The organism is Psychrobacter sp. SHUES1, from assembly GCF_001652315.1.
Lineage (GTDB): Bacteria > Pseudomonadota > Gammaproteobacteria > Pseudomonadales > Moraxellaceae > Psychrobacter > Psychrobacter faecalis.
Map to the genome: position 1 here is coordinate 44725 of NZ_LXWA01000014.1, position 25892 is coordinate 70616.

A 25892-nucleotide genomic window follows, 5' to 3' on the forward strand; every position below is an offset into this window, starting at 1 on the left:
ATAGCCTCATTTATGCAGAGGCCATAGAGCGTTTTAGATGGTTATATCTTGGTTTTAGCTATCACGCAACTGAGCGGCGTGCTGTTCAGTTAGCGCTTGCACGACTTTATCTGTCGCCGTTTTTACTGCGTCATCAGATAATGTCTGTGCTTTGTCTTGCCATATTAAAGCGAATGCTAAAGAGCGTTGACCAGTCGGTACTTTGTCGCCTTCATACACATCAAATAACCATAAATCTGTCAGCAATTCATCAGCTGCGGCACGAATCGTCGCCTGCAAGGTCTGTAAGCTGATGTCACTATCGACTAAGATGGCGATATCGCGGCGTACGTGCGGGAATTTGCTTGGTGTGGTGATAGCGTGCTGTTCACGTACCAAGGTTAATAATGGCGCCAGTGACAATTGCGCCACCCACGTCGCTGGCAAGTCTAGCTGTTTAGCGGTATTAGGATGGAGTTGACCCAACCAACCGACGTATACCTCATCGATATAGAGCTTAGCACTTTGACCAGGATGTAAGAAGGCAAGCGCACTACGCTCATAGCGGATACGCGCACTGTCGATTTGCGCAGGTAATAACTGCTCAATATCATGCTTAAGATCATAAAAATCTAGCGCACGGTTTTGATACGCTTGCTCATCCCAAACATCGCCGACAGCAACCAACGCAATACTTGGCGTTTGTACCAACTCGCTAATACTTTGACCGACAAAGCTTAAACCCGTTTCAAAGAAACGCACGCGCGGCTGCTGACGATTGAGGTTATATTGCACACAAGGCAATAAGCTTGATAGCAAAGTACGGCGCATCACCGCCAAGTCGCTAGAGATAGGATTGGCCAGTGCCAACACTTCGCCCAGCGCTTTATCATCAAGCAAGGCTTCTATTTTTGCATCACTAAAGCTAAAGCTAATGGCTTCCATATAGCCATTATCGACTAGCGCGAGCTTCATCTCGTGCGTCAAGTCCGCCGTGTCGTCATAATCCATACTGACTTGCAAATGCGGCAAGACGCTTGGAATATTATCATAACCGTAAATACGGGCAATCTCTTCAATCAAGTCCTCGCGGATACTCATATCAAAACGATACGATGGCGGCGTGCAAATCAGCTTATCTGCTTGCTGCTCTACCTCAAAGCCTAATTGAGTCAAAATACGCACCATCACTGCTGGCTCAATCTCAATACCAATGACCTCACGGACTTTAGTAACTGGCAACGTAATCGGCGTACGTGCTGGCAAGTGCTTGCTATTTTCTACTTTTACTATTTGCCCAGCTTGCGAGTTCGTGACACTGGTAATCAAATCAACTGCACGCGCTAGTGCTAACGCTGGCAATTCAAAATCGACACCACGCTCAAAACGTTGTGAGGCATCGGTATGCAAACCAAAACGGCGTGCGCGTGCAGCGATCGCTAATGGATTAAAAAAGGCACTTTCTAGGATAATATTGGTCGTGTTATCAGTAACGCTACTACGCTGACCGCCCATAATTCCGGCAAGTGCCAATGCACCTTTATCATCGGCAATGACCAACTCATCACCCGTTAGAGTAATGGTTTGCTCATTTAATAAAGTAATGGTCTCAGCAGGCTGCGCCAAACGTACTACGATATCGCCTTCAATGGTATCAGCATCAAACGCATGTAGCGGTTGGCCCAGTTCCATCAACACGTAGTTGGTCACGTCAACCAAAAAGTTATGCGAGCGCAGTCCCGATTGGACTAGCGCATCTTGCATCCATTTCGGCGTATCGATACTACGATCAATGTTGCTGATTGATTGGAGTAAATAGCGTGGGCACGCTTCAACCGCGCTTACTGTTACTGCTGGCGTAGTATTTCCAGCACCGTTAGCGTCAGTTGGCACGTTGGCAGGAATCTCAGGCTGCTGCATTGGCAAATCATTAATCACTGATATCTCACGGGCAATACCGCGTACACTAAAGCAATCTCCGCGGTTTGGGGTGATAGAGATATCCAGTATTTGATTGTCTAAACCTAAATACTCACGGATATCCATGCCAATCGGTGCATCACTTGGCAACTCAAGCAGGCCATCGATGCTATCGATTAAATCAATTTCAGAGGCACCGCAGAGCATACCGTTAGAGTCGACACCGCGTAGGTTGCCATTTTTAATTGTAAAGCCTTCTGCGTCGTTAGATGGCAGCACAGCACCAACGGTCGCAACCGGCGCTTTCATACCAACCGTCACATTGGGCGCGCCGCAAACGATTTGTAACGGCTCAGCGGCACCAATATTGACCTGCGTGACGCGCAGTTTATCGGCATCGGGATGCTGCTCGACGCTGATTACCTCACCTACTACCACGCCGCTAAAAGCACGAGCAACCGCAAAGCGATCGTCAATCTCAAGCCCTGCCATTGTAAGCTGTTCGGCCAATTGCTCACTGCTATTGTTGGGGTTTACCCATTGACGTAGCCACTGTTCGCTAATTTTCATAAATATCTCGGATCAGAATTTTATAATAAAGATTTTAGAATAAAGGGTGACGTATTAATAACGACCATCTAGCCAAACTGTTTTAAGAAGCGTACGTCGTTTTGGAAAAACAGGCGCAAATCATCGATACCGTAGTACAGCATGGCAAAGCGCTCAATACCCATGCCAAAAGCAAAGCCGGTGTATTTTTCGCTATCAATACCGCAATTGGTCAGCACCTGTGGGTGTACCATGCCGCAGCCCATGACCTCAAGCCATTTACCATTATCATCGAGAATATCGACTTCAGCAGAAGGCTCGGTAAATGGGAAGAATGAGGGACGGAAACGCACGGTCAGCTCTTTGGCAAAAAATGCTTCTAAGAATTCACTAATCAAGCCTTTTAGCTCGGCAAAGGTGCTCGACTCAGTAACCATCAAGCCTTCTAGCTGATGGAACATCGGCGAATGGGTTTGATCTGAGTCATTACGATAGACGCGGCCTGGGCAAATAATACGAATCGGCGGCTCATTCTTTTCCATGGTGCGAATTTGCACGGGGCTGGTATGAGTACGCAGTAAATAATGCGCATCAAAATAGAAGGTATCATGCATCGCACGGGCTGGATGATGCGATGGGATATTTAGCGCTTCAAAATTATAGTAATCGCTCTCAACTTCAGGGCCGGTCGCAACATTAAAACCCGCTTGGATAAAATACTGCTGCATACGCTGGGTAATCATGGTCACGGGATGCAAATGGCCTTTTTGACCACCGCGCGCAGGCAAGGTGATATCAATGCTCTCGCTGGCAAGCTTGGCGTTTAATGCCGCCACTTCTAGCTCTTGCTGCTGCGCGGTCAACGCATCTTGAATGCGGCTACGCACTTGATGTAACCAGCCGCCGTAAGTTTTTTTATCATCGCTGCCAAGCTTACCCATCTGCTTTGACCAGCCGGTTAATGGGCTCTTTTTACCGGTCAGTTGCACACGTAAATCTTGCAGGGCGCGCACATCGGTTACTTGTAGAACTAACGCTTCAGCAGCACTGGCAAACTCATTTAACTGGGCTTCGTTTAACTCGCTGAGCTCGGTGGACAAGGTCGGTAGCGCCGACAAATCGGTGGTAGCAGCAGGGGTAGTCATAAGACGCATTCTTCCTGATTTAAACGGACTATTAATAATAGTGATTTATAATTGTAGGGATTTGACCAAATATTGCAAACCATTTACCCACTCATTTTCAACCAAAGGCGTGTGATATAAATGGCTTGAATATTTAGACAATAAAAAGTGCAACTTTACTAAAAACGTTTTACATTTTTGCGGTGTAAAATTGGCTGTAAAATAATTTAATATAAAAAAAGCCACCGACCAGCGGTAGCTTTTATTAATATCGTACTATTAATCAATATTATTGCTATCCATTTAAGCAAACACTCAAAAAAGCGGAATACTTAAAGGATAGTTAATATTTAGGCTAATTCCGCTTTTGCTTTTTCAACTAAGGCGGTGAAAGTCGCTGCATCATGCATAGCGATGTCAGCAAGTACGCGACGATCGATAGCAATGTTTGCTTTTTTCAAGCCGTTGATAAGGCGGCTATAGCTTAAGCCGTTTAAGCGTGCACCAGCATTGATACGTGCAATCCAAAGACGACGGAAAGTACGTTTTTTGTTGCGACGGTCACGATATGCATACTGACCAGCTTTGGTCACTGCTTGTACAGCTACGCGATAAACACGTGAACGAGCGCCGTAGTAGCCTTTTGCGCGCTTTAAGATTTTTTTGTGACGGCGATTTGCCTGTACACCACGTTTTACACGGGCCATAAATTACTCCAAGATTTTTTAATCATTATTAAACGAATCACGATGTCATCAAATAATTGATTAATAGACATCGTTATCAAATTGCAAAGTCAAATATTTTTAATAAATTAAAGCTAAATGACGATAGGCTATTAGATGTATGGGCACATACGACGAACTGCTGCTTCGTCAGACTTGTCCACCATCTTTAGACCGCGCAACTGGCGAATACGCTTAGCTGATTTCTTGGTCAAGATATGGCTTTTGAATGCTTGTTTACGCTTAAAACCGTTCGCTGTTTTTTTGAAGCGTTTAGCGGCGCCGCTTCTGGTTTTCATCTTAACTTTCATGATGATTTGCCTCTTTGTCTTTGATAGAACCTGGTCGTCAAATAGTAAAAACGAATAGTCGCTTTAAAAACAAGCACTAAACGGCTATTTGCCTCGAGGTGGGAGGCGCTATTTTAGCAGATAGTACGCTGTTTTGCCAAGGAAAGTTTTAATCGCTACTTTATAGGGTGCGTTAGTTACTATGAAATACACTACGCGCAAAAACGTGCTGCTGTTATAATTGCGCTTTATTTCCTGCGTTAACATATTGAATGTCAGCGGTAGCTGTGTTTAAGTAGAGATTGAGCGCTATTTTTACTACTTTCTTTAATACCGTTTACCCCTTTCTCATTTCTTTTATAAGACGACTGATAGATTATGACTTTACCTGCTTGGCTTGCTGCCGTAAACTTTAATGCTGATGGTTTGATTCCTGCAATTGCACAAGATTATGTGTCAGGGCGTATTTTGATGATGGCGTGGATGAACGCCGAATCCTTACAATTAACCGCGCAAACGCAGACGGCGGTGTACTTTTCGCGTTCGCGTGGCAAGTTATGGCATAAAGGCGAATCTTCTGGGCATACCCAGCGCGTGCATGATATTCGTCTAGATTGCGACGCCGATGTGATTGTCCTTAGCGTCACTCAAGCCGGTGGTATTGCTTGTCATACTGGCCGTGAGTCTTGTTTTTATCAGCGTTTGGATTTGTCAGGGCAAACACCTGAATGGCAAACAGTCGATAAAGTATTAAAAGATCCTGCAGAGATTTATCAGACAAACGCCGCTGCAAAAGCCACGCCTGAAATTAATGAAGCGACTGCGGAAGATATAGACCATGCAGACACCCATCAAAATAACAACCTTGCTACCACTCATTCTATTTTGCAGCAGCTTGATAAAGTATTGGCCGAGCGCAAACAAGCGGATGCTGACAGCTCATATGTAGCCAGCTTATATGCCAAGGGTTTAAATAAAATATTAGAAAAAGTCGGTGAAGAAAGTACCGAGAGCATCATCGCGGCCAAAGACTTAGCCAATTGTGATGAAAATAGCGACAAAGCCCAGTATGACGAAGCGCGTCACGAGCTGATCTATGAGGTCGCTGATGTTTGGTTCCATACTTTAGTGGGCTTGGCATGGTTTGATATAGAATCAGAAGCGGTATTAAATGAGCTAGGCCGACGTTTTGGTCTGTCAGGTATTGATGAAAAAGCAGCGCGCTAGCGTTTTTTAAGCTTAGCCATTACCCTGTTTGATTATTGTTGCTTTCACCTTTTTGTCATAACGGCAGGTTATAATAGTGTGACATGTTACTTCTCATAAGCTGTCGATAGCTTTTGTGTACGACAGCAATATTCTATACACTCAACGTATTCCTATAAAGACTGAAAACCAAGACAGAAGGATAGCATCATGGGTAGTTTTTCCATTACGCATTGGCTGATTTTATTGGTGGTGGTGGTGGTGGTATTTGGCACCTCCAAGCTAAGAAATGCCGGTAAAGATTTGGGCGGCGCGGTCAAAGGTTTTAAAGACGCCGTTAAAGATGAAAATACCGAACATACCAAAAAACAAGTTGTGCTTGACCATGATGGCAATGCGCACACTGAAGAGCGAACAACCACTAAGGTTGATGACAAGCATAATGTATAGCATTTAATAGTGGCATTGGGACATTATGTTTGATATTGGATTTTCAGAATTACTGCTTTTTGGCGTCATCGCCTTAATCGTTTTGGGGCCAGAAAAACTGCCCCAAGCGGCGCGTACGGCTGGGCAGTGGTATGCCAAAATTCGCCGAACCGTCACGACGTTGCAGTCTGAAATCGAAGCGGAACTTGACTTGGCAGAGACGCGGCAGCAAATGCAAAAAGAGCTGGCTAAAATTCGTGAAACTGAAGCTGAAATGCGCCGTGAGATGGCAGAGATGCGCGGCAGTCTGCAAGAATTTGAATCCTCGCAAAACCAGCATCTTAAAGCTGCGCATCGAGTTAATACTGCTAAAGTGGATAGTGATAGCGATAAAATCGACCATGAGAAAGACGATCATTCATTAGTAACGCCAAAAGAATTTGACTACGCTTATGACCGCTATGACTCCGATAAAAAATTAACAGCGCCTGAACTATTAGAATTACGAAACTCAAATAATGATGCTAATCTGAAAACTGATTTCAACGACAATACCCATCAAAAGATCCAAACCGCCATCACCAAACCGTGGGAAAACATGTGGTTTCGTCTTGGCGCTTATGATAAAGCAAGACGTCTGCCGCAGCCGCCCTACCTGCCCAATTATAAAGCCGATACGTTATTAAATAACCATTTAAACAAACCATCGATTAAAGAGTCATCAGTTCAGCAGGCTTCTGCCAAGCAGCAGGAGAATGATTAGTGGGTTTATTTAAGCGTAAAAAAAGCCGTCAAGAAAAAGTAACGGCTACAGACATCGATGCTATTACAGATGCGGCCACAGATGCCGCTGCGCATGATGACTCTGGTGATATCTTAAGCTCAATGGCTGATATGCCGATTACTGAGCATTTGATTGAACTACGCCGACATCTGATCAAGATATGCGTCGCGGTACTGGTGATATTTTTGGCCTTGGTCGGATTTTCACGCGAGCTCTATGACTTTTTATCCGACCCACTGGTTGCCCAGTTGCCCGCCAACTCAACGATGATTGCGACCGATATCACTTCCAACTTTATGGCGCCGATACGTCTGAGTATCTTTGTGGCGGCATTTTTGGCAATGCCCTATATCTTGTATCAAATTTGGTCGTTTGTCGCGCCTGGTTTGTATAAAAAAGAGAAAAAAGTCGCTATTCCTGTACTGATGTCTTCGATATTTTTATTTTATGCGGGCGTAGCGTTTGCTTATTTTATTGTGTTAAAAGGCGTGCTTAAGTTCTTTATCATGTTTGCGCCGCAAAACGTCTTGCCGATGACAGATATCGACAGTTATTTAAGCTTCGCGCTCAAATTATTCATGGTATTTGGGCTTACCTTTGAGATTCCAGTGGTGACTTTACTATTGATATTGGCGGGTGTCGTCTCCATTCAGAGTCTAGAAGATAAACGCCGCTATATTATCGTCGGCTGTTTTGCCGTTGCAGCGGTCGTTACACCGCCTGATGGCGTATCAATGTTGATGCTCGCCATTCCTATGTGGTTATTGTTTGAGCTAGGGTTGTTTTTAGCGAAAGTCTTAATCAAAGAAGAACGCAAACTGACTTTGACAGACGATATAGAGTTGAAGAAAGAATAACTTTACTTATCAGGCACTTATTCAAAAAGCAGCCAACACGCTAATCTGTTAATATAACTTTCTTATTTAAATAGCTTTCTTATTTAAATAGCTTTCTTATTTAAGTCGCTCAGTACTACCCTCATTATTAATGAGTCTCTCACTATCACCGTTATTATCAGCCGTCAGCCATTGTTTATGCAGTGGCTTTTTTACCGCCGCCAATTTTGACCCCATTCTAGTTTTTAGGTAGCTTTATTATGTCCGCATCGATGCCAGCTTATATGAGCGATCCCACTGATGAGCAGCTGAACGCACTAAACATGGCGATGGATCACAAGTCATTTAAAGTGGTTGCCTATGCAGGTGCAGGGAAAACCACAACGCTCAAATTAATTGGTGAGCGTCTGCGCGGTCGCGGTTTATATTTAGCGTTTAACAAAGCCATTGCCAACGATGCGCGGCAAAAATTCCCCGGTCACGTCGATTGTCGGACGTTTCACTCACTGGCCTACCGTCACGTACCACGTGATATTACCGCTAAATTGTCATTACCAAGGTTTTCACCCAAGCGTTTGGGTGATGATTTAGGCTTACAACCCGTGCAAGTGCGTCGGCAAATGGATGGGGTGAATAAATATATTACCCTCACGCCAGCGCGCTTGTCGCGATTTGTCAGTGATGCGGTGAGCAATTTTTGTAGCACTCATGCCAGCTATCCTGCCCCAAGGCATCTTGAATTTCCAAGCTGGCTTGATGAATCAGATAGCGAGCAATTGCGCGAAATCCTCTACCCTGCCGTTGAGCAGCGCTGGTTACAGTCGATTGATGCGCGCCATCCGGCTGGTATCGGCCATGATATTTATCTTAAATTGTGGGCATTATCGAAGCCGAGCATTCCTGCGGACTTTATCTTATTTGATGAAGCACAAGATGCCGATCCATTGATGATGGGGATTTTGACTCAGCAGCCACGGCAGGTGATTTATGTCGGCGACGCCCATCAGCAGATTTATGAGTGGCGCGGCGCGGTCAATGCGATGAAAAAACTGCCGTTGCCGCAAACTTTATTGACCCAATCGTTTCGTTTTGGCGAACCAATTGCCGAGATTGCCAATACCTTGCTTAAAGCTTTACAAGAAGACGTACCATTAAAAGGCAATCCTAATAAGCAATCGTCTACCGAAAAAGGCATGGTGCATAGTAAAAAAGATGCCATTCTTTGCCGTACCAATGCGGCGGCAATGTCGCAATTGCTGACGGGCTTAAAACTTGGTCATCGAGTTGCTCTGCAAGCCGATACTGATCGTATGCTTAAATTTTGTCAGGCAGCCGAAAACTTAAAAAATGGCAAATCGGCGTATGGTGTACCCGAACTGGCGTATTTTTATAATTGGAGTGACGTCCAAGAATACTCTGAAACCAATGAAGGCAGCGACCTTAAAACCTTGGTGAAGTTGGTCGATGACCATGGTACCAATGTGTTGACGCAGGCAGTTAACAGCCTAACCCGTATCGAAAATGCTGATTATGTCATCTCAACCGCGCATAAAGCCAAAGGGCTTGAGTGGGGCAAAGTGCAGCTCGATGATGATTTCTATTATGACGTGACCACCAATGCGGTCAAGATTAGCCCAGAAGAGCTGCGTCTGCTCTACGTTGCGTGTACGCGCGCGCAAAGCAATTTAGATATTCATAATATTAAAGACTTGGTATCAGGATTGCAGACAGGCAAAAAGGTCATTTTTGGTAATACTTAATCTGCCCGTCTATCTCTCACCTCATCGCCTTTGCCAACCTCATTTCATAATATTGACTATCCGATCATGAATCATAATCAACAACTTCAAGCACGCCAAAACACCATACAGCAATTATTTGCCAATCCTGTTCGCCTGCTTGCGCCTATGGAAGGTTTGACCGATCCATTGATGCGCCAAATCCTCACCCAAATTGCGTCAGACTTGGGTCGTCCTTATGATTGGTCGGTCAGTGAGTTTATTCGCGTCACCCAAACTGTCTTGCCAGCACACGTTTTTTATAAATACGTGCCAGAGTTGCATCATGATGCCAAAACCATATCTGGTACACCGATTCATATTCAGCTACTTGGTAGTGACGCGCAATTGATGGCAGAAAATGCCGCTTATGCTGCCGAGCTTGGTGCGCCTGCGATTGATATCAACTTTGGTTGTCCGGCTAAAACGGTTAACAGCCATCGTGGTGGTTCGGTGCTACTTGATGAGCCTGAGGTGATGCATGAGATTATCAGCGCCGTACGCCGAGCCGTACCCGCTCATCTTCCCGTATCCGCAAAGATTCGCTTGGGCTATACCGATACGAGTCGCATGGATGATATCAAAGCAGCGATTGCTGCGAGCGGCGCTGATTGGTTAACCATTCATGCGCGTACCAAAACCCAAGGCTATAAGCCTCCCGCTTATTGGGATAAAATCCAAAATTTTAATACGCTTGCTATACCAGTGATTGCCAATGGTGAGATTTGGAATAGTGAGCACGCACAAAACTGTATGGGACAGTCAGGAACCCAGCATCTGATGCTTGGTCGCGGCGCCGTCACCCGTCCTGATTTGATTGCCAAGATTGATGCCGATAATAATGACACAAAAACACTGACAGCCTTAGCATGGCAAGATTTAATTACCCATCAGATTAAGTTTTTAGAGGGTGCGGCGAAAAACGATGTGGTGTTGGTTGGACGTTATAAACAGTGGCTTGGTATGCTAACCAAGGGTTACTCTGAGGCGCAAACCTTGTGGGAAAGTATCAAACGAGAAAAAAATAAAGCGGTGATTATCGCGGCGCTGCAAAATAGCACATGCGAATAATCAGCGCTTTATGAGCGATATTGTGAAGGTGTTAAAAATTAGAATATCAAAGACTTACAGCAGCAATAAGCTAAAAACTGACCCGAATTGCTAAGTAAAATAACATCAATGAGCAAGCCATCGAAAGCACCCAAAGAATAGAGCGAAAGGTGGCTAAATTGGTAATATAAGCCACGCAAAACCCAATACGAATCAGCACATATAGCCAAGCGATGGTATTAATAATTAATTGCGGTACAAAAAACAGCATCGCAACCAACATTGCTGCCAAAAATATAGGCAAGGTTTCATAACTGTTTTGCTGGGCAGCATTGGCCCGCGCGGCAGCTCCCGTCGTCCCTTGTAAGAAATCACGCGGATGGGCATTGTCAGCCAAATTAAAACCGCCAAGCGCTTTTGCTGTCAGCGCCATCGCCAGTGGCAGCAGACTTGCCACCACCATCGCCCAAATAGCCGCTGCGGCACTATCGGGAATCAACCCAAAGAATAGACTCATCAGTATACTTGCCCCTATCCTGCAATCACTTCAAAATCGTGAGTCACATTGACGCCGCCCTGCACCAGCATCCGGCTGGCTGAGCAATATTTTTCGGCCGACAGTTTGATGGCTTTTTCTACTTGGCTTTCTTTGACTTCTTGTCCGGTCACGATGAAATGCATATGAATGTCAGTATAAACTGCTGGAATAGTCTCAGCCCGCTGAGCGGTCAGCTCACAACGTACGTCGGTCACTTGTTGGCGCGACTTTTGTAAAATTGCCACCACATCGTAGCTGGCACAGCCACCAAGTCCTAATAAAATTAGCTCCATAGGACTGGCGCCCTTTTCTTTATCAGCATCGATTTGGACGTTATGTCCTGATGGCGATACGCCCATAAAGGCTTTATTTTCTTGCCACGTGACGCTTGCTTTTGACTCTGACATCTTAGATATTCCTTGTTTTAATTACTACGATTTTGAATGCGCATGCTTCTTAATTCATATGCTTTTTAATTTGACATGAATTTTCATTTGAATAGTAACGGTTTCTTATTTTTTGAAATACAATCTCTTTTTAAAAAACACTGTCTTTTGTTAGTGTAGCATAAGCAAAAACCAGTTTTATGACGCCCTTTCCTTGTTTGCCTTTTCTTGCTTACCTTTTATAAACTGCTACCTTATTTATGCTTTAACAATAATATTCGATATTTAAGTATTTATACACCTATCGTTACCGCGACTTATCATTATTAAAAAAATCCGCGGAATTTACTAACAAAAGTGTGCTTATAACTGATTGATTTTAAAGTATTAATCTTGTGAAACATTTTATAGCAAAATACTGTTACACATTTTGGTTGTTTCTTGGTTTAATAACGGTAATGAATCTTATTTTGTCATAGTACTGATGGTCATCACCCTATAATAACTATGATTGCTGTCGTTGTACCTTGTCGAAATAAGCTATTTTTAAATAATTTAAAAGGGTTTAGTCATGATAGATGCAGACGGCTTTCGCGCCAATGTCGGCATCATCTTGGCAAATACACAAGGGCAAGTTCTGTGGGCAAAACGTATTGGTCACAACGCTTGGCAGTTCCCTCAAGGCGGCATCGACCGCGGGGAGACGCCGATGGATGCGATGTATCGCGAGCTCTGGGAAGAGGTCGGTTTACATCCGCGTCATGTGGATCTACTGGCGGTCACGCAAGATTGGTTGCGTTATCGTTTGCCAAAACGCTATGTGCGTCATGGGCAGTATCCTTTGTGTATTGGGCAAAAACAAAAATGGTTTTTGCTGCGCTTAGATGAGCCGAATACTCAACATATCCGCTTTGATGAGGGTAAACCAGAATTTGACCATTGGCAATGGGTCAGCTACTGGTATCCACTCGGACAAGTGATTCATTTTAAACGCGGGGTATATCGTCGCGCCTTGCAAGAATTGGTGCGCGAACTACCGCTTAAACAAGAACTGATTATTCCAGAACAAAACAACCATTTGTTGGTGGAATAAGTATTCAAACAGAAAACAAATTCCCCTATTGATAGCTATTATTCATAGGGGAATTTTTTTATATTAAATTTGCCTATGCTGGCATTCACGGCTAATAAGCGCTGCTTTGATTTTTTTGTCTGTCCTATCTTCTTTACGTAAGGTTAAAATACTTTGCGTCCGCGTTCCATAGCTTGGCATGGCTGTTTTATTCATACTACTCAAATCAGCAGACTCAATATAAATAGAGGACAGTGCGCGCTCAATCTGCTTAGCGACACCTGTTTCGGGTAATTTATTTTCTGGCGCTGGCGTGTTATCCGACATCACGGCAAACGCCGCTGCTTGCCAGTAGTCAAGGGCGCTGTTCTCGCTAATCAATGGCAACACCTCTTGGCGTAACCGACCGCGTAGGCGTTCGGTTTTAAACCACGCTTCTTCTTGCTGACCATTGGATATTACGTACAATCCTGTATATAACGGCGTCGGTGCATGACCACGATTATTGACAATGACCGCTTGCGCCGTATCGCCAATAACAAGGTTAAAACCTGCGTAATCTTGCAAACTGATTTGCCGAGCAAATTCCAATGGGTTTAAAGTGCTGGTCAAAAAATCGGTGACCAATTCGCCACGTGAGCGTTCGTCATTACTTGCTTGTACGCCATCACGAAAATTTAATACCGCCGCCCAACGTCCGTTTTGCTCGTAAAAATCGCCCTGTTGCTGTTGATGTATGCCAAGCCATGTGCCGCCACTTTGCTTATCGCGCCCTGCATAAATAGGCTTATCCTCCCATTGATGCAGCGGATCTGTTGGACGCTGTAAAAACTCATCACGGTTGGACAGTAAAACCAACGGCAACTCATCAAATAACTGCCAAGCAATGGCGACGATACACATAGTTTTCCTTGATATAAATATTAAATTATTAGCGCTTAGTTGGTATTCAGCTTTTTATCAGCAGGGTAGCTGATTTGATATGTTGATTGCAGCACTTGTGATTGCTTACTTGGCAAATCAAACTCCCAAGCGACCATCCCTTTACTATCATTCCAGTCTTTTTGGCTAATCGCTGGGATATGCGCCGCCATGACTTTAATACTATCGTCGCTGCTCACCGGCTCAGCACTTAACACCTGCAAGCGCACGCTGCGATTGTGCTGATTGGTAAATTGATAGGCCTGAGTAATGGTTTTAGTTTGCTGACGGTTAAATACGCCTCTATCACCTTGTTTATTCTCGTCGGTCAGCTGCTTGACCAGCAAACTTGGATCAATACCGAAGCCAATACCCTGCTCTTTTAGGGTTTGATAATTATAGCGCGACTGTCCGACATAGTTATTATCGCGATATAGCTGCAGTGAGCCATCTGCCCAAGTAGGCGTCAAGAATGGCGCGGATGCATACCAATAAGCGGCGGTCTCGGCACTTGGTGTGCTGCGTAGCCAAAGTTTGCTAGTGCCAGACTGCTCATCGATGACCGTACGTACGCGCCGACCATCACTAGGAATACTGACCCGCTGCGGCAAGCGATATTCGGTGATGCCGTTTTTGTTTTGGCTGCTTACCGCAAAGCTCGGTAGCGGCGGCATATTTCCAGTACCGCTATAGCTATCACTATCTACGACGAGCACAGGAGACGCTTCCATCTCCATCATCGGCGCTGCATAACGAGACAATTTGGCTTGTTGCTGCTCTTCATATAATGACAAGCGCTCAACGCGTGGCAGCTGACTGGTAGTCGTTTGATTGGGATTTACGCTACTTAAAATAACAGGCACGTTGTTCCAATTCTCGCCAGTTTGTTGAGCGATGATGGCAGAAGCGGTAATATTCAGCTGCTTACTGTCGGTATTTAAGCGCGCTTGATAGGTCGGCTCCCAACTGGCGCCGCGCACTTGATAATGCAGTTTAACCGTACTTGGCGTGCGACTGGCGGTGCGAACACTAACTTGGGTCACGCTATTCTGTTTTGAGGTCGTACTACCCGCCAGCAGCTGATTGAGCGCATCTTTCGCTTGTGCCTCGCGCTGCTGTAGCTCGACAATCTTTTTATTAATATTGGCCGCTTGTGTCTCTAAATCACGGGCGTTATTGGCCAATGTGCCAGCCGTATTAATTTGCGTCACTTTGGTCAAATTTTGCAGATAGGCTTTGGTTAAGCGTGCTGCTTCTAATTCAGCGCTGATATCGGCAAGAGTGTTTTTCTGGACTTGTACTTTGGCGTCGCCTTGATATTGGCCATATTGACATTGCGCCGCTTGCTCAGCGCTCAAGGTTTCGATACTGACTTCACCGACATTAACATTACCTAGTGCTTGTACGCTAATGCTATCAGCGTCAATGTTCGGCGATAAACAAGAAAAGACCAGCGTTTGCTCGCCACTGCCATTGATTGGCAAGGTACGTGTGACGCTGGCTAAGCCTTGATAAATAGTAATATTTTCAATATTACTCAGCGCTGCTTGGGCATTAATAGGAATCCATAGCGTCAAACTTGAAGCCATGATGCCGAGCAAGGATAATGTTGGTAAAGGCAACTGCATAAGGATTCCTTAGAAATTGAAGCACTTTTTTTCATCTTATCGGTTTTTGCTCCGATTTGCTATTGATTCCATGTGCCATTCCCTTATCCATTTATATATTGATAAACTTATCATAGTATTCGCAACGGATGAATTTTGCTATTATGGGCCACATTCCATTATCAATAATATGATGCCTTTATGATGATTCATCCTCAGTTCGACCCCGTAGCGCTGTCCTTGGGGCCAGTAGAAGTGCACTGGTATGGTTTAATGTACTTATTGGCCTTTGCCGCCGCTTATGGTCTTGCATGGTATCGCAGTAGCAAACGCGATGGCTGGACCACCGATATGGTGTCTGATTTGGTCTTTTTTGGTGCCCTTGGTGTCATTTTGGGTGGCCGTATCGGCTATGTATTGTTTTATCAATTTGGTGAATTGCTACAAAATCCTGCGTATCTGTTTAGGGTATGGGAAGGCGGCATGTCGTTTCACGGCGGCATGATTGGTGTTTTGTTAGGCATGTTATATTTTGCCCGTAAATATAAAAAGACCCCTTTTCAGGTGCTCGATTTTATTATTCCCTGTGTACCAACGGGTCTGCTGTTTGGGCGTATCGGCAACTACATCAACGGCGAGCTTTGGGGACGCGTTTCAGACGGTGGCTATAATTGGCTGACTTACTTCCCACAAGCCGCAGCATTTGATGCGCAGCAATTACAAACCAACCCTGAATTACAATCGCTAATGCTTGAGGTCAATGGGCAGTATTTATTGCCGCGTCACCCATCACAGCTCTACGAAGCCCTAGCTGAAGGTCTGCTGCTCTTTATCTTTTTATGGTGGTATTCCTCAAAGCCGCGTCCACGTATGGCCGTCTCTGCCTTATTTTTATTAGGTTACGGTATTAGCCGCTTTATCATCGAATTCTTCCGTCAGCCAGATGTTGACCAAGGATTTATTTTACTCGGCTGGATGACCAAAGGCCAAATACTGAGCGCGCCAATGATTATTATTGGTCTCATCATGCTGATTTATGCTTATAAGCGTGGCATCTATGATTGGGGTAAGCAGTCGGCTTATTAAGCCTTATTGAGTATCCACTACCCTATTAAAGACTATAGTGAGCATGATATTAAGGACCAGATTTTTAATAATGATGTTTTTAAAAACTGTATTTTAAGAAATAATTTAAAGAAACGTTTTAACAGCGTAAAAGAGTACCTTTATGACCAGTAGTTACCATAACAGTAAAAATGAGCAAGCCTATTTAGACTTGCTAAAACATGTCATGACGAATGGCACTGAAAAAGGCGATCGTACTGGCACTGGTACGCTAAGCCACTTTGGTGCGCAGCTACGTTTTGACTTAGCCGATGGATTTCCCTTATTAACCACCAAAAAAGTCCATTTTAAATCGATCGTTTATGAGCTCTTTTGGTTTTTAAGTGGCAGTACCCACGTTGATTATCTGCAAGAAAATAACGTGCGTATCTGGAACGAATGGGCGACCGCTGACCAAACCGCGCGCTTTAACCGTCCTGCTGGCGACTTGGGTCCCATTTATGGTCATCAATGGCGCAATTATGGCGCCACCAAGCGGAAAGACGGCAGTTATGAGAACGATGGCGTCGATCAAATCACTGACGTGATTGAACAAATAAAGACCAATCCCAACTCGCGCCGCTTAATCGTCTCTGGTTGGAATCCAAAGGAAGCCGATCAAGTTGCCCTGCCGCCTTGCCATACCTTATTTCAGTTCTTTGTCGCAGACAATAAACTGTCCTGCCAGCTTTATCAGCGCTCAGCGGATTTATTCCTCGGTGTGCCATTTAATATCGCTAGCTACGCTTTGCTTACCCATATGGTGGCGCAAGTATGCGGTTTAGAAGTCGGCGAATTTGTTTGGACGGGCGGCGATTGTCATATTTACCAAAACCATCGTGAGCAAGTTGAATTGCAGTTGACGCGCTCGCTATATGAGCTACCAACCTTAACCCTAAACCCTGACATCAAAGATATTTTTGCCTTTAGCTTTGACGATATCAGCGTTGAAGGTTATGAGTCGCATCCAGCTATTAAAGCCAAGGTTGCTGTTTAAACTTTACTTTTAAAAGACCATAAAAAGGATAGGTTATGAGCTATGCCAATACCGAAGTTGCCCAAATCGCGGCTATCAGTCGCAATCGCTGTATCGGCAAAGGGAATGATCTGCCGTGGCATATCTCAGCTGACTTGCAGCATTTCAAAAATATGACGACCAAACAAAGTGACGGCACGATACAAGGTATCGTCATCATGGGTCGTAAAACCTTTGAGTCGATGGGCAGCAAGCCGCTACCAAAACGTATCAGCTTTATTATCACGACCCAACTAGACTACGCAGAGCAAAATAACTTGGTCGGTAGTGAAAAAGCGTATGTGATGCATAATTTAGACGATGCGCTGACACAAGCGGCCAGCCTTGCTCATGGTGCGCACCTTGATACCATTTGGGTGATTGGCGGCGAGCGGGTCTTTAGTGAGGCGATGATGTATACCGACCGCATCGAGCTGACGCATGTCGATACTGATATTAAAGATGGCGATGCCTTTTATCCCGAACTGCCAAATGAGTTTGTAGCCGCAGCAGAATCTGAGCAAAAACACGATGAAAAAAGTGGCTTAGATTTTAGGTTTGTGACTTATAAAAGGGAAAATACCGAATAATAATTGTAGTTTATTAAAATAAAAAAAGCTGTCCTAGATAATTCTAAGACAGCTTTTTTTATTGTTGGGCTTTATGAGCACAAACTTAAATTTACCCCATACTGCTTAAACTACTCATGCAGCACTTTATAAATCGTTTTCGCTAATACCGGACCAATCCCCTGCACGCCAGCCAGCTCTTGCTGCGACGCACCAAGCAATTGCTGCATACCGCCAAAGTGATTAAGCAGGTCACGGCGACGCTTTTCACCCAGCCCCGGTATGACTTCTAGCACCGATGAGGAACGGCGTTTATCGCGCTTTTTACGGTGCGCGGTAATAGCAAACCGATGCGCTTCATCGCGAATATGCATCAATAAATGCAGCGCTTTGCTATCCATCGGCAAATCAAGCGGCTCATGATCGATAAAGTGCAATACTTCCAAGCCTGCTTTACGCCCTTCACCCTTTGCTACACTAATGAGCAACGTATCATTAAGAATTCCCAACTCTGTGAGTACTTCTTTAGCAATACCAAGTTGACCTTTACCACCATCAATCAGCAATAAATCCGGCAATGGCTGCTTCTTATAACGCCGCGTCAGCACTTGCTTCATCGCCGCATAGTCATCACCACCTTGAATATCATGAATCGCATACTGACGATAATCACGGCGACGCGAACCACCTTGGTCAAAGACCACGCAGCTACCGATGGTCGCCTCGCCCATGGTATGCGAGATATCAAAACACTCGATACGGTCAATGGTTCTATCGGTGACATCAGCTAAAACGTCTTTCAGTGCCCCAAAGCGGGCATGCAATTCTAGATAATCGCCGAGCTTGGTTTTTAGGGCATTATTGGCATTGAGTTTGGCCAAATCTAACCATTCAGCGCGGTGCTCGCGAACGTTGGTTTTAATGACCGTCTTACTGCCAAAGTGGGTTATCAATGCTTCACTAACAGCTGTTTGATCCGGCAGCTCATGGCTGAGTATAATCTCAGCTGGCAAATCATCGGTTACTTGAAAATAAAACGAAGTAATAAATGCCGATAAATTATCGGCAAGTGGCTCACTGCTATCGATATCGGGAAAATAGTTTTTACCGCCAAGCACACGCCCGCCGCGCACAGTCAGCACATTGACACAGGTCATGCCCGCCTGACTGGCAATCGCAATCACATCCGCCTCACCTTCTACGGTATAGACGGCTTGCTTCGCTTGGACTTCGCGCAGCATAGAGAGCTGATCACGATAAAAGACCGCCTTTTCAAAGTCTAAGGCTTCCGCTGCGCTCTCCATTTTTTTAATTAACGTCTGATGAATGTCACTCGAATCACCTTTTAAAAATCGAATGGTATTATTGACGTCCTCGGCGTATTCTTCTGGCGATACCAAACCCACGCAGGGCGCACGGCAACGCTTAATCTGATACTCAAGGCACGGGCGCTTACGCTGTTTAAAAAAAGTATTGGTACATTGGCGCATCTGGAACATTTTTTGCATCAGCACCAACGTCTCTTTCGCCGCATGTGCCGACGGAAACGGCCCAAAAAAACGACCTTTTTGATGATTGCCCTTACCGCGCCCATAAGCCAATCTTGGATAGGGCTTATCCGCTGAGATAAACACATAAAGGTAAGATTTATCATCGCGCAGTAACACATTATAAGGCGGACGATGCTCTTTAATCAGGTTTTGCTCGAGTAATAGCGCCTCAGTTTCGCTACGAGTAATAATGGTTTCGATATTATGAATCCGCGCCACCAATGCCCGCGTTTTTGGATGGTCAATGGTCTTAGCAAAGTAACTGTTGACACGACTTTTCAGCGATTTGGCTTTGCCAACATAGAGAATATCGCCATTTTTACCCAGCATTTTATACACCCCTGGCAGATTTGGCAGGCGCTGGATTAAATGCTTTAGGCGGGCTTTTTTATCGTCGACGGGACTCGATGCGGAGACATTGACCATAGAATTTTTGACTCTTAAATTAGGGCTTTAACGTTAGTACAGAGTAAAAACAGCACACTGTAAAAACGTAAGTAATATCATATTTATGGGGCAACAGCGGGCATTTTGCAAGCCTAAAATTGGCTTAACCAAAGTCATAAAAAAAGCCAGCATCGAGGCTGGCTTTTTATGGAAAACGTTAAAAATCTAGTGACGGAAGTTTGGCAAAAGCGCTGGAATACCGGGCAACATGCCGACGATAGCCATCACTGTGGTTAAAATGACAAAGGTCACCACAGGAATAATCCAGCGACTCATTTTTGTTAAGCTGGCACTGCGCTCTTTTGAACCAATCAAGCCTAAGTTATCCAGTACCAAAGTAATCGACCAACCAAAGGCTGGATTGACCAAGGCAGAAGCAAAGACGACAATCGCCGCAGACTGCGTGGTTTTACCTTCGCGGGTCATCTCCATGCCCGCTTCAAGTAGCGGGATAAAGACACCAACAATCAATGCCACACACATTACCGGCTCCCAAATGGCTAAATCCATGGGGTAACCCCAAACACCAGCAATAATACAGAATAATCCCGTTAATACCGCACCGGCTGGAATAGGACGCTTCGCAATTGCCGCTGGTACAATATAGGTGCCCCATGAAGAAGCGAAGTTAGCACCGCCAAGCACAGAGCCTGCCACCTGACGAATAGAGGCGCTGGTCATGGTATCATCAATATCCATCAGCACGCGCTCAGTACGTTTTGGATAGCTTATTTTTTGAAAGACTTGATGACCTAAAAAATCCGGCGACCACATAGCAACGGCCAACACCGCAAATGGCAACACCACGATAAAGCTTTCGACAGTCGGCAAGCCTAACATCCAACCAGTATTTTCGCCCCACCAATACATTGGATTCATATTTGGTAGGCCGGGTGCGGTTTTAAAGGTAAAAGGCGCGCCCATCGCAAAGGCAACACCGCCACCTAACAAACAACTGAGTGGCACTGCAAGCCAGCGTTTTTGATAATTCTCTAATAGTGCATATAAGATAATCGTCAGTAGAATCACCACAAAGGCAATATGTGACATGCCAATGCCCTCTGCCCAAGCAAATAGGTTTTTGACTTGGGAGGTGGTGCCGATAAAGCCCAAATACAGCAGTAGGCCGCCGCACACGCCTTTACTGGTCAAGTTCGCTAGCAGACTGCCGCCTTTACTAATGGCAAGTAGCAAACCAAAAGCACCGATTAGTAGACCAAAGGCCATCGGATGACCACCCGCGGCAACGACGATAGGAATCAGTGGAATCAGTGGGCCGTGCGTACCAGCAAGGTTAGCAGTCGGTAGCAGGAAGCCTGAGAATAAAATCACAAAAAATGCCACGATAAGCAATTCATAACGCACGTTTTCTAGCACAAAGGCATCGCCCAAACCAAGCGGACCAGCAAAGGTTGCAGCAATGGCGCCCACCATCACCACTTTACCGATGGTCGCTGCCATTGCCGGAATCGTATCTTCATACTCAAAACGATAATCGCGGAACGGCAAATTAGCACGCCAACGTTTTGGTTGCATGATTTGCAGTTCATGATTGAGGTAGGCATTACGATTTTTAAAGCTAGCGCTGGGCTTATGTAACTCTACATAGCTGCTTTGCAAATCGTCATTATCAGAAGAGATTGGTTGCTGCGGGTTGCGCCCTGAGGTGGGAAGCTGTGTACCACTCATCACATTTCCTTATGTCAACTGAGGTTTGAGCGGCGTTATTATCCTAATATCGAGTAAATATTAAACCGCCCAAAACAAAATCCCGCTATTGTAAGACATCGTTAAAGATAATGCGAGACTTTCGCCATTAAAAGATACTACCCGCATCGTTATGAAAAATATTTTTTATGACTCAATCGTTCACACTTAGAAAATGGTAATGAATGCAAACAAGATAATGGCTTTATCGTCGCATTTGCCGTTTCGTTACGCTTTAAAACTGGCGAGCTTCATGGTTTTTCACTATGATAAATATCTTTTTATGACTCATTGCTTGAAAACTTACCTTATAAGCAACAATCCTTGCAGTCATACTTAACTTAATACAATAAAAATAACTCATACCATCAGACTAGCAATATCTAAAAAGGGAATAGGAAATATTGATGAATTTACTGCCTAAAAGACTTGAAACGCTTAAACGTAACGCGAAAAAAAATATCATGCCATTACTGACGCCCTACTTGCTTAAACTGCGTATCAACACTTATGCGCCCTACATCGGCGCTGGTATCAAGATTGAACACATGAATTTAGATCAAGGTTTATGCGTGGTCAGCATGGGCTTAAATAATTTAAACAAAAACATCGTCGGCACCCAGTTTGGGGGCAGCTTATACTCGATGGTAGATCCGTTTTATATGCTGATGCTTATGCACCAATTGGGCAGCAGCTACGTAGTATGGGATAAAAGCTCACATATTGAATTTATCGCGCCGGGTAAGAGCAAAGTCACCGCAAGGATCAAGGTTAGCAGTGCTGAAGTAATCGCTATTCAAGAGTTGGCAAAGGATGGCGAGCCCGTCTTTCGTGAATACAGCGTCGATATCGTCGATGAGCAACAAAAAGTCGTCGCTACTGTTACTAAGACTCTTTATATTCGACTGCGTAAGTACAGTAAGTCTAAAGACCAAACCAGCCGCGTAGACAATATTGAGACCTAAAACATTGAAAGCCAACATGTCACGCAAATCTTTAATGAAAACAGCATGAAAGCAGCAATTAAAGCCTAAATAAAAGCGGCAGAAACAAAAACCCCAATCTGGCATAAGCACAGATTGGGGTTTTGTCTTTTTTGGTATGGCCCGCTTATTTATAAATAAACCTATGAATAAGGGCTTGTATCTACTTTCGCCTTGCCAAGCATCAAGCGTCCAATCAGACGACTAAGCGCAGCAAAGCAAACTGGTTCTTAAATACCAGGAGCAGTATCAACTGCTTTAGGTACGCCAGCGTCAGTTTTTTTGTTTGCAGCTGGACGAGCACCAAGTTTTTCGCGGATACGGGCTGATTTACCAGAACGCTCACGTAAGTAGTATAGTTTCGCACGGCGAACTGCGCCACGGCGTTTCACTTCGATGCTATCAATGATTGGTGAATGCAATTGGAATGCACGTTCTACACCAACACCGCTTGAGATTTTACGTACGGTAAACGCTGAGTTTAGACCGCGGTTACGCTTAGCAATTACAACGCCTTCAAAAGCCTGTAAACGCTCACGCTCACCTTCACGTACTTTTACTTGAACCACAACGGTATCGCCGGGTGCAAAGCTTGGGCGCTCAATCAATTGCGCATTTTCGATGACCTGAACCAATGGATGCTTGTTGCTCATGAGAGTTATCTCCTCACATTAGATAATAGAGGCTTGACGCATATCACCTGTTTGTAATAATGAATCATAGCTATTATTAATATCTTGGATTAATAATAACTACAACGTAAATGGGTTATGACCAACGGCCATGATGCTATGACACGTTTTATTGTTGCTCAAAATATTATTGCTTAACTGTTTATGTTTTTAACCGCTATTAACGCTATTTTTTATCTGCTTTTGCCAATGCTTTGAGCCACTTTGCTTGCTCGACCGTTGGCGTAAACGCTTGCCATAAATCTGGACGCCGCGCTTGCGTACGTTCGACCTGTTGGCTAAAGCGCCACTTAGCGATATTGCTATGATGACCTGAAAGTAGAACTTCAGGGACCGCCAACCCAGCAAATTCATGCGGCTTGGTATAGTGCGGACAATCAAGCAAACCATCGACAAACGAGTCTTGCTCAGCGGATTTATCATCACCCATAATATCAGGCAGACGACGTATCACACTATCCATGAGCACCATTGCTGGTAGCTCGCCACCGGTCAACACATAATCACCAAGTGATATTTCCATATCGACATACTGCGTCAGTAAGCGCTCATCAATACCTTCGTAACGACCACATAATAAAATCATGCCGTCATACTCAGTCATGCTGACCACCCTACTCTCGCTCAGCGTCTGTCCTTGTGGTGACATATAAATCACCGGACAGTGCGCACTGTCGACACGGCAACCGTGCTGACGGGCACGCAGGCGGGCATCCTCAATCGCTTGGGATAATGGCTCAGCCATCATCACCATGCCAGGGCCGCCACCATACGGGCGCTCATCAATACGGCGATAATTATCCGTGGTATAATCACGTGGATTGATGCATTCAATCGTGACTTGCTCCTGAGTGACTGCCCGTCCCGTGATTCCAAACTCACGAATCGTGGCAAACATTTCAGGGAAAATACTAATCACGGCAAAATACATCAGATCTCTACTTGCATAAACACTGCGTGAATGACGTTTTTATCAATCAAAAGAAATTACGATTAATAATCACTTTGCCATGCCACAAGCACGGTTTTCTCAGCCAAATCGACCTCAATCACCGTTTGCTTATGCCAAGGTATCAGGCGCTCCTCGGCATCTAAACTGTCTGACGTTGCCGCGACACGCATGATGTCATGGGCTCCGGTTTCAAACATTTCAGTAATATCGCCTAAGTTTTCGTCCTGCTCGTTTATCACGCGCAGGCCAACCAAATCTGACCAATAATATTCGTCTTCACCGGTTTCTGGCAAAACGTTTTGCTCAACCCAAATGGTCACGCCATTCATGGTCTCTGCAACGTTACGATCAGGGACTTGTTCAAATTGAGCGACAATGCCCGTCCCTTGCTCGCGCCACGCCTTTACAGTTAAAGGCTTCATGCCAGTAGCAGTTTTCATCCACCAAGGCTGCATGTCAAAGATTGCCGTGCGATCATCCGTGTCACTAAATACCCACAGCCAGCCTTTAATGCCATAAGGCTTTTTTAGCTGGCCGATTTTCATAAGTGCACTAGCGTTTGGAACAGATGACATAACGGCTAACCTAACGAGGACTAAAACAACAATGATAGATAAAGCAATGACTAAAGAACAAGGGTAAATACAGCTCAATCAACAGCGCTAAGCGCAATCAAAAGTAATAAACAGTTAATGGCGCACCCTGGTCAAACCAGTTACGCTATGTTTTCTAAAGTCTGTTGAGACTGCCATAGACCAGCTATCAGCGCCTCAGTGACGGTACAAACTTAAGCAGTTGCTTCAGTTTGAGCGGCAGACTTGTTATAAGCTTTTGCTAATGAAGCAACGCGATCTGAAGGTTGTGCACCTTTAGCGATCCACGCATCGTACGCTTCCATGTTTAGGCGTACTGCTTCTTCAGACTCTTTAGCGAGCGGGTTAAAAAAGCCAATGTTTTCAATGTAACGACCGTCACGCGCGCGGCGTTGATCAGCAACAACTACTTGATAAAATGGGCGTTTCTTGGCACCGCCCCGTGCTAAACGAATAACAACCATGTGAATTCTCTCTTTCGCAGGTATACCAAAAAGGGCATAATTATAGCACAGTCTTATTTTATTGAAAACATAAACCGTGCTTATTTAATTATTTATTAACAATAGCTTAAATGGCAAAGCATGTAAAATACAATTCAAAATATCTTGTTAATTTATAGCGGCAGAATGCTATTTCAGGTCTGGGTCTTCTTGCAAATTGACTATCGTAAAGCAACCTGTCTTACTATTTGATTATGCTATGCTACCAACAATAGCAGTGATAGAAATCCATAAAACATAAGCTTGTAAGCGCGCATACAGCGAGTTACTTTTTATCTAGATATTTAATTTATATAGACATTCAATAAAAATACCTGGTGGTGTTCTAAAAAGTATGCCGGCATCAGACGTAACCATAATTGATGTAAAAGAACACCATATCAAACACTTTGAAGTGATTATCGAGCTTCTTAGAGAAACAACAGGTCTTTCGAACGGCTCGTCGCAATCGGTGTCTAAGGCGACAGTTATTACCTTCTATACCTATGGTGTGCTGTTTGCCAATTCGTTTGTGGTCAAATTTAAAGGCGGTTATAAAACTGTCCCAGTTATCCATACTGATAGAGCCATAGCTGACTTTCAG

Annotated in this window: 26 protein-coding genes; 11 read left to right on the plus strand and 15 right to left on the minus strand. The window is 44.6% G+C overall.

The features are described from left to right. Positions 1–54: 54 nt before the first annotated feature. The 4 genes from pheT to rpmI all read right to left on the minus strand — a co-directional run bounded on the left by pheT (position 55) and on the right by rpmI (position 4608). Complete coding sequence (pheT, locus tag A7325_RS00585) at positions 55–2469, minus strand: phenylalanine--tRNA ligase subunit beta (RefSeq protein ID WP_068403717.1); 2415 nt, start codon at positions 2467–2469, stop codon at positions 55–57. Positions 2470–2537: 68 nt separating this feature from the next. Beyond that, a complete protein-coding gene (gene pheS, locus A7325_RS00590; RefSeq protein WP_068403765.1) occupies positions 2538–3593 on the minus strand; it encodes a phenylalanine--tRNA ligase subunit alpha in 1056 nt (351 codons plus the stop codon). A gap of 329 nt (positions 3594–3922) precedes the next feature. Next, positions 3923–4279, minus strand: a complete 357-nt coding sequence (rplT, locus tag A7325_RS00595) for a 50S ribosomal protein L20 (RefSeq protein ID WP_058369591.1) — start codon at positions 4277–4279, stop codon at positions 3923–3925. Positions 4280–4410: 131 nt separating this feature from the next. Then, positions 4411–4608, minus strand: coding sequence for a 50S ribosomal protein L35 (gene rpmI, locus A7325_RS00600; protein ID WP_011281253.1), 198 nt, complete (start codon positions 4606–4608; stop codon positions 4411–4413). 357 nt (positions 4609–4965) lie between these two features. Between rpmI and hisIE the strand changes: the two genes are divergently transcribed. The 6 genes from hisIE to A7325_RS00630 all read left to right on the plus strand — a co-directional run bounded on the left by hisIE (position 4966) and on the right by A7325_RS00630 (position 10691). Continuing rightward, positions 4966–5814, plus strand: a complete 849-nt coding sequence (gene hisIE, locus A7325_RS00605; protein ID WP_068403719.1) for a bifunctional phosphoribosyl-AMP cyclohydrolase/phosphoribosyl-ATP diphosphatase HisIE — start codon at positions 4966–4968, stop codon at positions 5812–5814. A gap of 189 nt (positions 5815–6003) precedes the next feature. Then, positions 6004–6243 (plus strand): Sec-independent protein translocase subunit TatA, encoded by a 240-nt coding sequence (gene tatA / locus A7325_RS00610; RefSeq protein WP_068403721.1) that lies wholly within the window; start codon positions 6004–6006, stop codon positions 6241–6243. A gap of 25 nt (positions 6244–6268) precedes the next feature. Then, on the plus strand, positions 6269–6985 hold the full coding sequence (gene tatB, locus A7325_RS00615; protein ID WP_068403723.1) for a Sec-independent protein translocase protein TatB: 717 nt from the start codon (positions 6269–6271) through the stop codon (positions 6983–6985). Next, positions 6985–7863 carry a twin-arginine translocase subunit TatC gene (tatC, locus tag A7325_RS00620; protein ID WP_068403725.1) on the plus strand — a complete coding sequence of 293 codons (879 nt, stop codon included), beginning with the start codon at positions 6985–6987 and terminating at the stop codon, positions 7861–7863. Before tatB ends, tatC begins: the two co-directional genes overlap by 1 nt. 239 nt (positions 7864–8102) lie before the next feature. Then, positions 8103–9602 (plus strand): UvrD-helicase domain-containing protein, encoded by a 1500-nt coding sequence (locus A7325_RS00625; protein ID WP_068403727.1) that lies wholly within the window; start codon positions 8103–8105, stop codon positions 9600–9602. Positions 9603–9668: 66 nt separating this feature from the next. Beyond that, positions 9669–10691 (plus strand): tRNA dihydrouridine synthase, encoded by a 1023-nt coding sequence (locus A7325_RS00630; protein WP_068403729.1) that lies wholly within the window; start codon positions 9669–9671, stop codon positions 10689–10691. A gap of 70 nt (positions 10692–10761) precedes the next feature. Here A7325_RS00630 and A7325_RS00635 read toward each other — a convergent pair whose 3' ends face one another. Then, on the minus strand, positions 10762–11187 hold the full coding sequence (locus A7325_RS00635) for an MAPEG family protein (RefSeq protein WP_068403731.1): 426 nt from the start codon (positions 11185–11187) through the stop codon (positions 10762–10764). A gap of 14 nt (positions 11188–11201) precedes the next feature. After that, positions 11202–11615: an OsmC family protein gene (locus A7325_RS00640; RefSeq protein WP_068403733.1), complete on the minus strand. Its 414-nt coding sequence runs from the start codon at positions 11613–11615 to the stop codon at positions 11202–11204. A gap of 550 nt (positions 11616–12165) precedes the next feature. On the opposite strand from A7325_RS00640, the gene A7325_RS00645 reads away from it, so the two are divergent. Beyond that, complete coding sequence (locus A7325_RS00645) at positions 12166–12687, plus strand: RNA pyrophosphohydrolase (protein ID WP_068403735.1); 522 nt, start codon at positions 12166–12168, stop codon at positions 12685–12687. A gap of 63 nt (positions 12688–12750) precedes the next feature. Here A7325_RS00645 and A7325_RS00650 read toward each other — a convergent pair whose 3' ends face one another. Together A7325_RS00650 and A7325_RS00655 are read right to left on the minus strand one after the other, a co-directional pair. Further along, a complete protein-coding gene (locus tag A7325_RS00650) occupies positions 12751–13569 on the minus strand; it encodes an NRDE family protein (RefSeq protein ID WP_068403738.1) in 819 nt (272 codons plus the stop codon). A 35-nt stretch (positions 13570–13604) separates the two neighbouring features. Beyond that, the gene (locus tag A7325_RS00655; RefSeq protein ID WP_082894229.1) at positions 13605–15215 is read right to left on the minus strand and encodes a DUF4139 domain-containing protein; all 1611 of its coding nucleotides are present in this window, start codon (positions 15213–15215) and stop codon (positions 13605–13607) included. A 180-nt stretch (positions 15216–15395) separates the two neighbouring features. Between A7325_RS00655 and lgt the strand changes: the two genes are divergently transcribed. The 3 genes from lgt (at position 15396) to A7325_RS00670 (ending at position 17903) form a co-directional block, all read left to right on the plus strand. Further along, complete coding sequence (gene lgt, locus A7325_RS00660) at positions 15396–16280, plus strand: prolipoprotein diacylglyceryl transferase (protein ID WP_068403741.1); 885 nt, start codon at positions 15396–15398, stop codon at positions 16278–16280. A gap of 142 nt (positions 16281–16422) precedes the next feature. Continuing rightward, entirely contained in the window at positions 16423–17295 is an 873-nt protein-coding gene (locus tag A7325_RS00665) for a thymidylate synthase (RefSeq protein WP_068403743.1), read from the plus strand. A 35-nt stretch (positions 17296–17330) separates the two neighbouring features. Next, a complete protein-coding gene (locus A7325_RS00670; RefSeq protein ID WP_068403745.1) occupies positions 17331–17903 on the plus strand; it encodes a dihydrofolate reductase in 573 nt (190 codons plus the stop codon). A 110-nt stretch (positions 17904–18013) separates the two neighbouring features. On the opposite strand, the gene uvrC is transcribed toward A7325_RS00670, so the two are convergent. Both uvrC and A7325_RS00680 read right to left on the minus strand, forming a co-directional pair. Further along, a complete protein-coding gene (uvrC, locus tag A7325_RS00675; protein ID WP_068403747.1) occupies positions 18014–19858 on the minus strand; it encodes an excinuclease ABC subunit UvrC in 1845 nt (614 codons plus the stop codon). Positions 19859–20044: 186 nt separating this feature from the next. Beyond that, on the minus strand, positions 20045–21568 hold the full coding sequence (locus A7325_RS00680) for a DUF3360 family protein (RefSeq protein ID WP_068403748.1): 1524 nt from the start codon (positions 21566–21568) through the stop codon (positions 20045–20047). Between the two features lie 425 nt (positions 21569–21993). On the opposite strand from A7325_RS00680, the gene A7325_RS00685 reads away from it, so the two are divergent. Then, positions 21994–22551, plus strand: coding sequence for a DUF4442 domain-containing protein (locus tag A7325_RS00685; protein ID WP_068403750.1), 558 nt, complete (start codon positions 21994–21996; stop codon positions 22549–22551). A 248-nt stretch (positions 22552–22799) separates the two neighbouring features. On the opposite strand, the gene rplS is transcribed toward A7325_RS00685, so the two are convergent. The 5 genes from rplS to A7325_RS13330 all read right to left on the minus strand — a co-directional run. Continuing rightward, complete coding sequence (gene rplS / locus A7325_RS00690) at positions 22800–23222, minus strand: 50S ribosomal protein L19 (protein ID WP_068403752.1); 423 nt, start codon at positions 23220–23222, stop codon at positions 22800–22802. A 205-nt stretch (positions 23223–23427) separates the two neighbouring features. After that, positions 23428–24192: a tRNA (guanosine(37)-N1)-methyltransferase TrmD gene (gene trmD / locus A7325_RS00695; RefSeq protein ID WP_068403754.1), complete on the minus strand. Its 765-nt coding sequence runs from the start codon at positions 24190–24192 to the stop codon at positions 23428–23430. Positions 24193–24254: 62 nt separating this feature from the next. Beyond that, the gene (rimM, locus tag A7325_RS00700) at positions 24255–24788 is read right to left on the minus strand and encodes a ribosome maturation factor RimM (RefSeq protein WP_068403756.1); all 534 of its coding nucleotides are present in this window, start codon (positions 24786–24788) and stop codon (positions 24255–24257) included. 212 nt (positions 24789–25000) lie between these two features. Further along, the gene (gene rpsP / locus A7325_RS00705; RefSeq protein WP_068403757.1) at positions 25001–25270 is read right to left on the minus strand and encodes a 30S ribosomal protein S16; all 270 of its coding nucleotides are present in this window, start codon (positions 25268–25270) and stop codon (positions 25001–25003) included. Between the two features lie 382 nt (positions 25271–25652). Then, positions 25653–25892 (minus strand): IS1 family transposase (locus A7325_RS13330; RefSeq protein WP_264753686.1); only part of this gene is annotated, 240 nt, incomplete at its 5' end.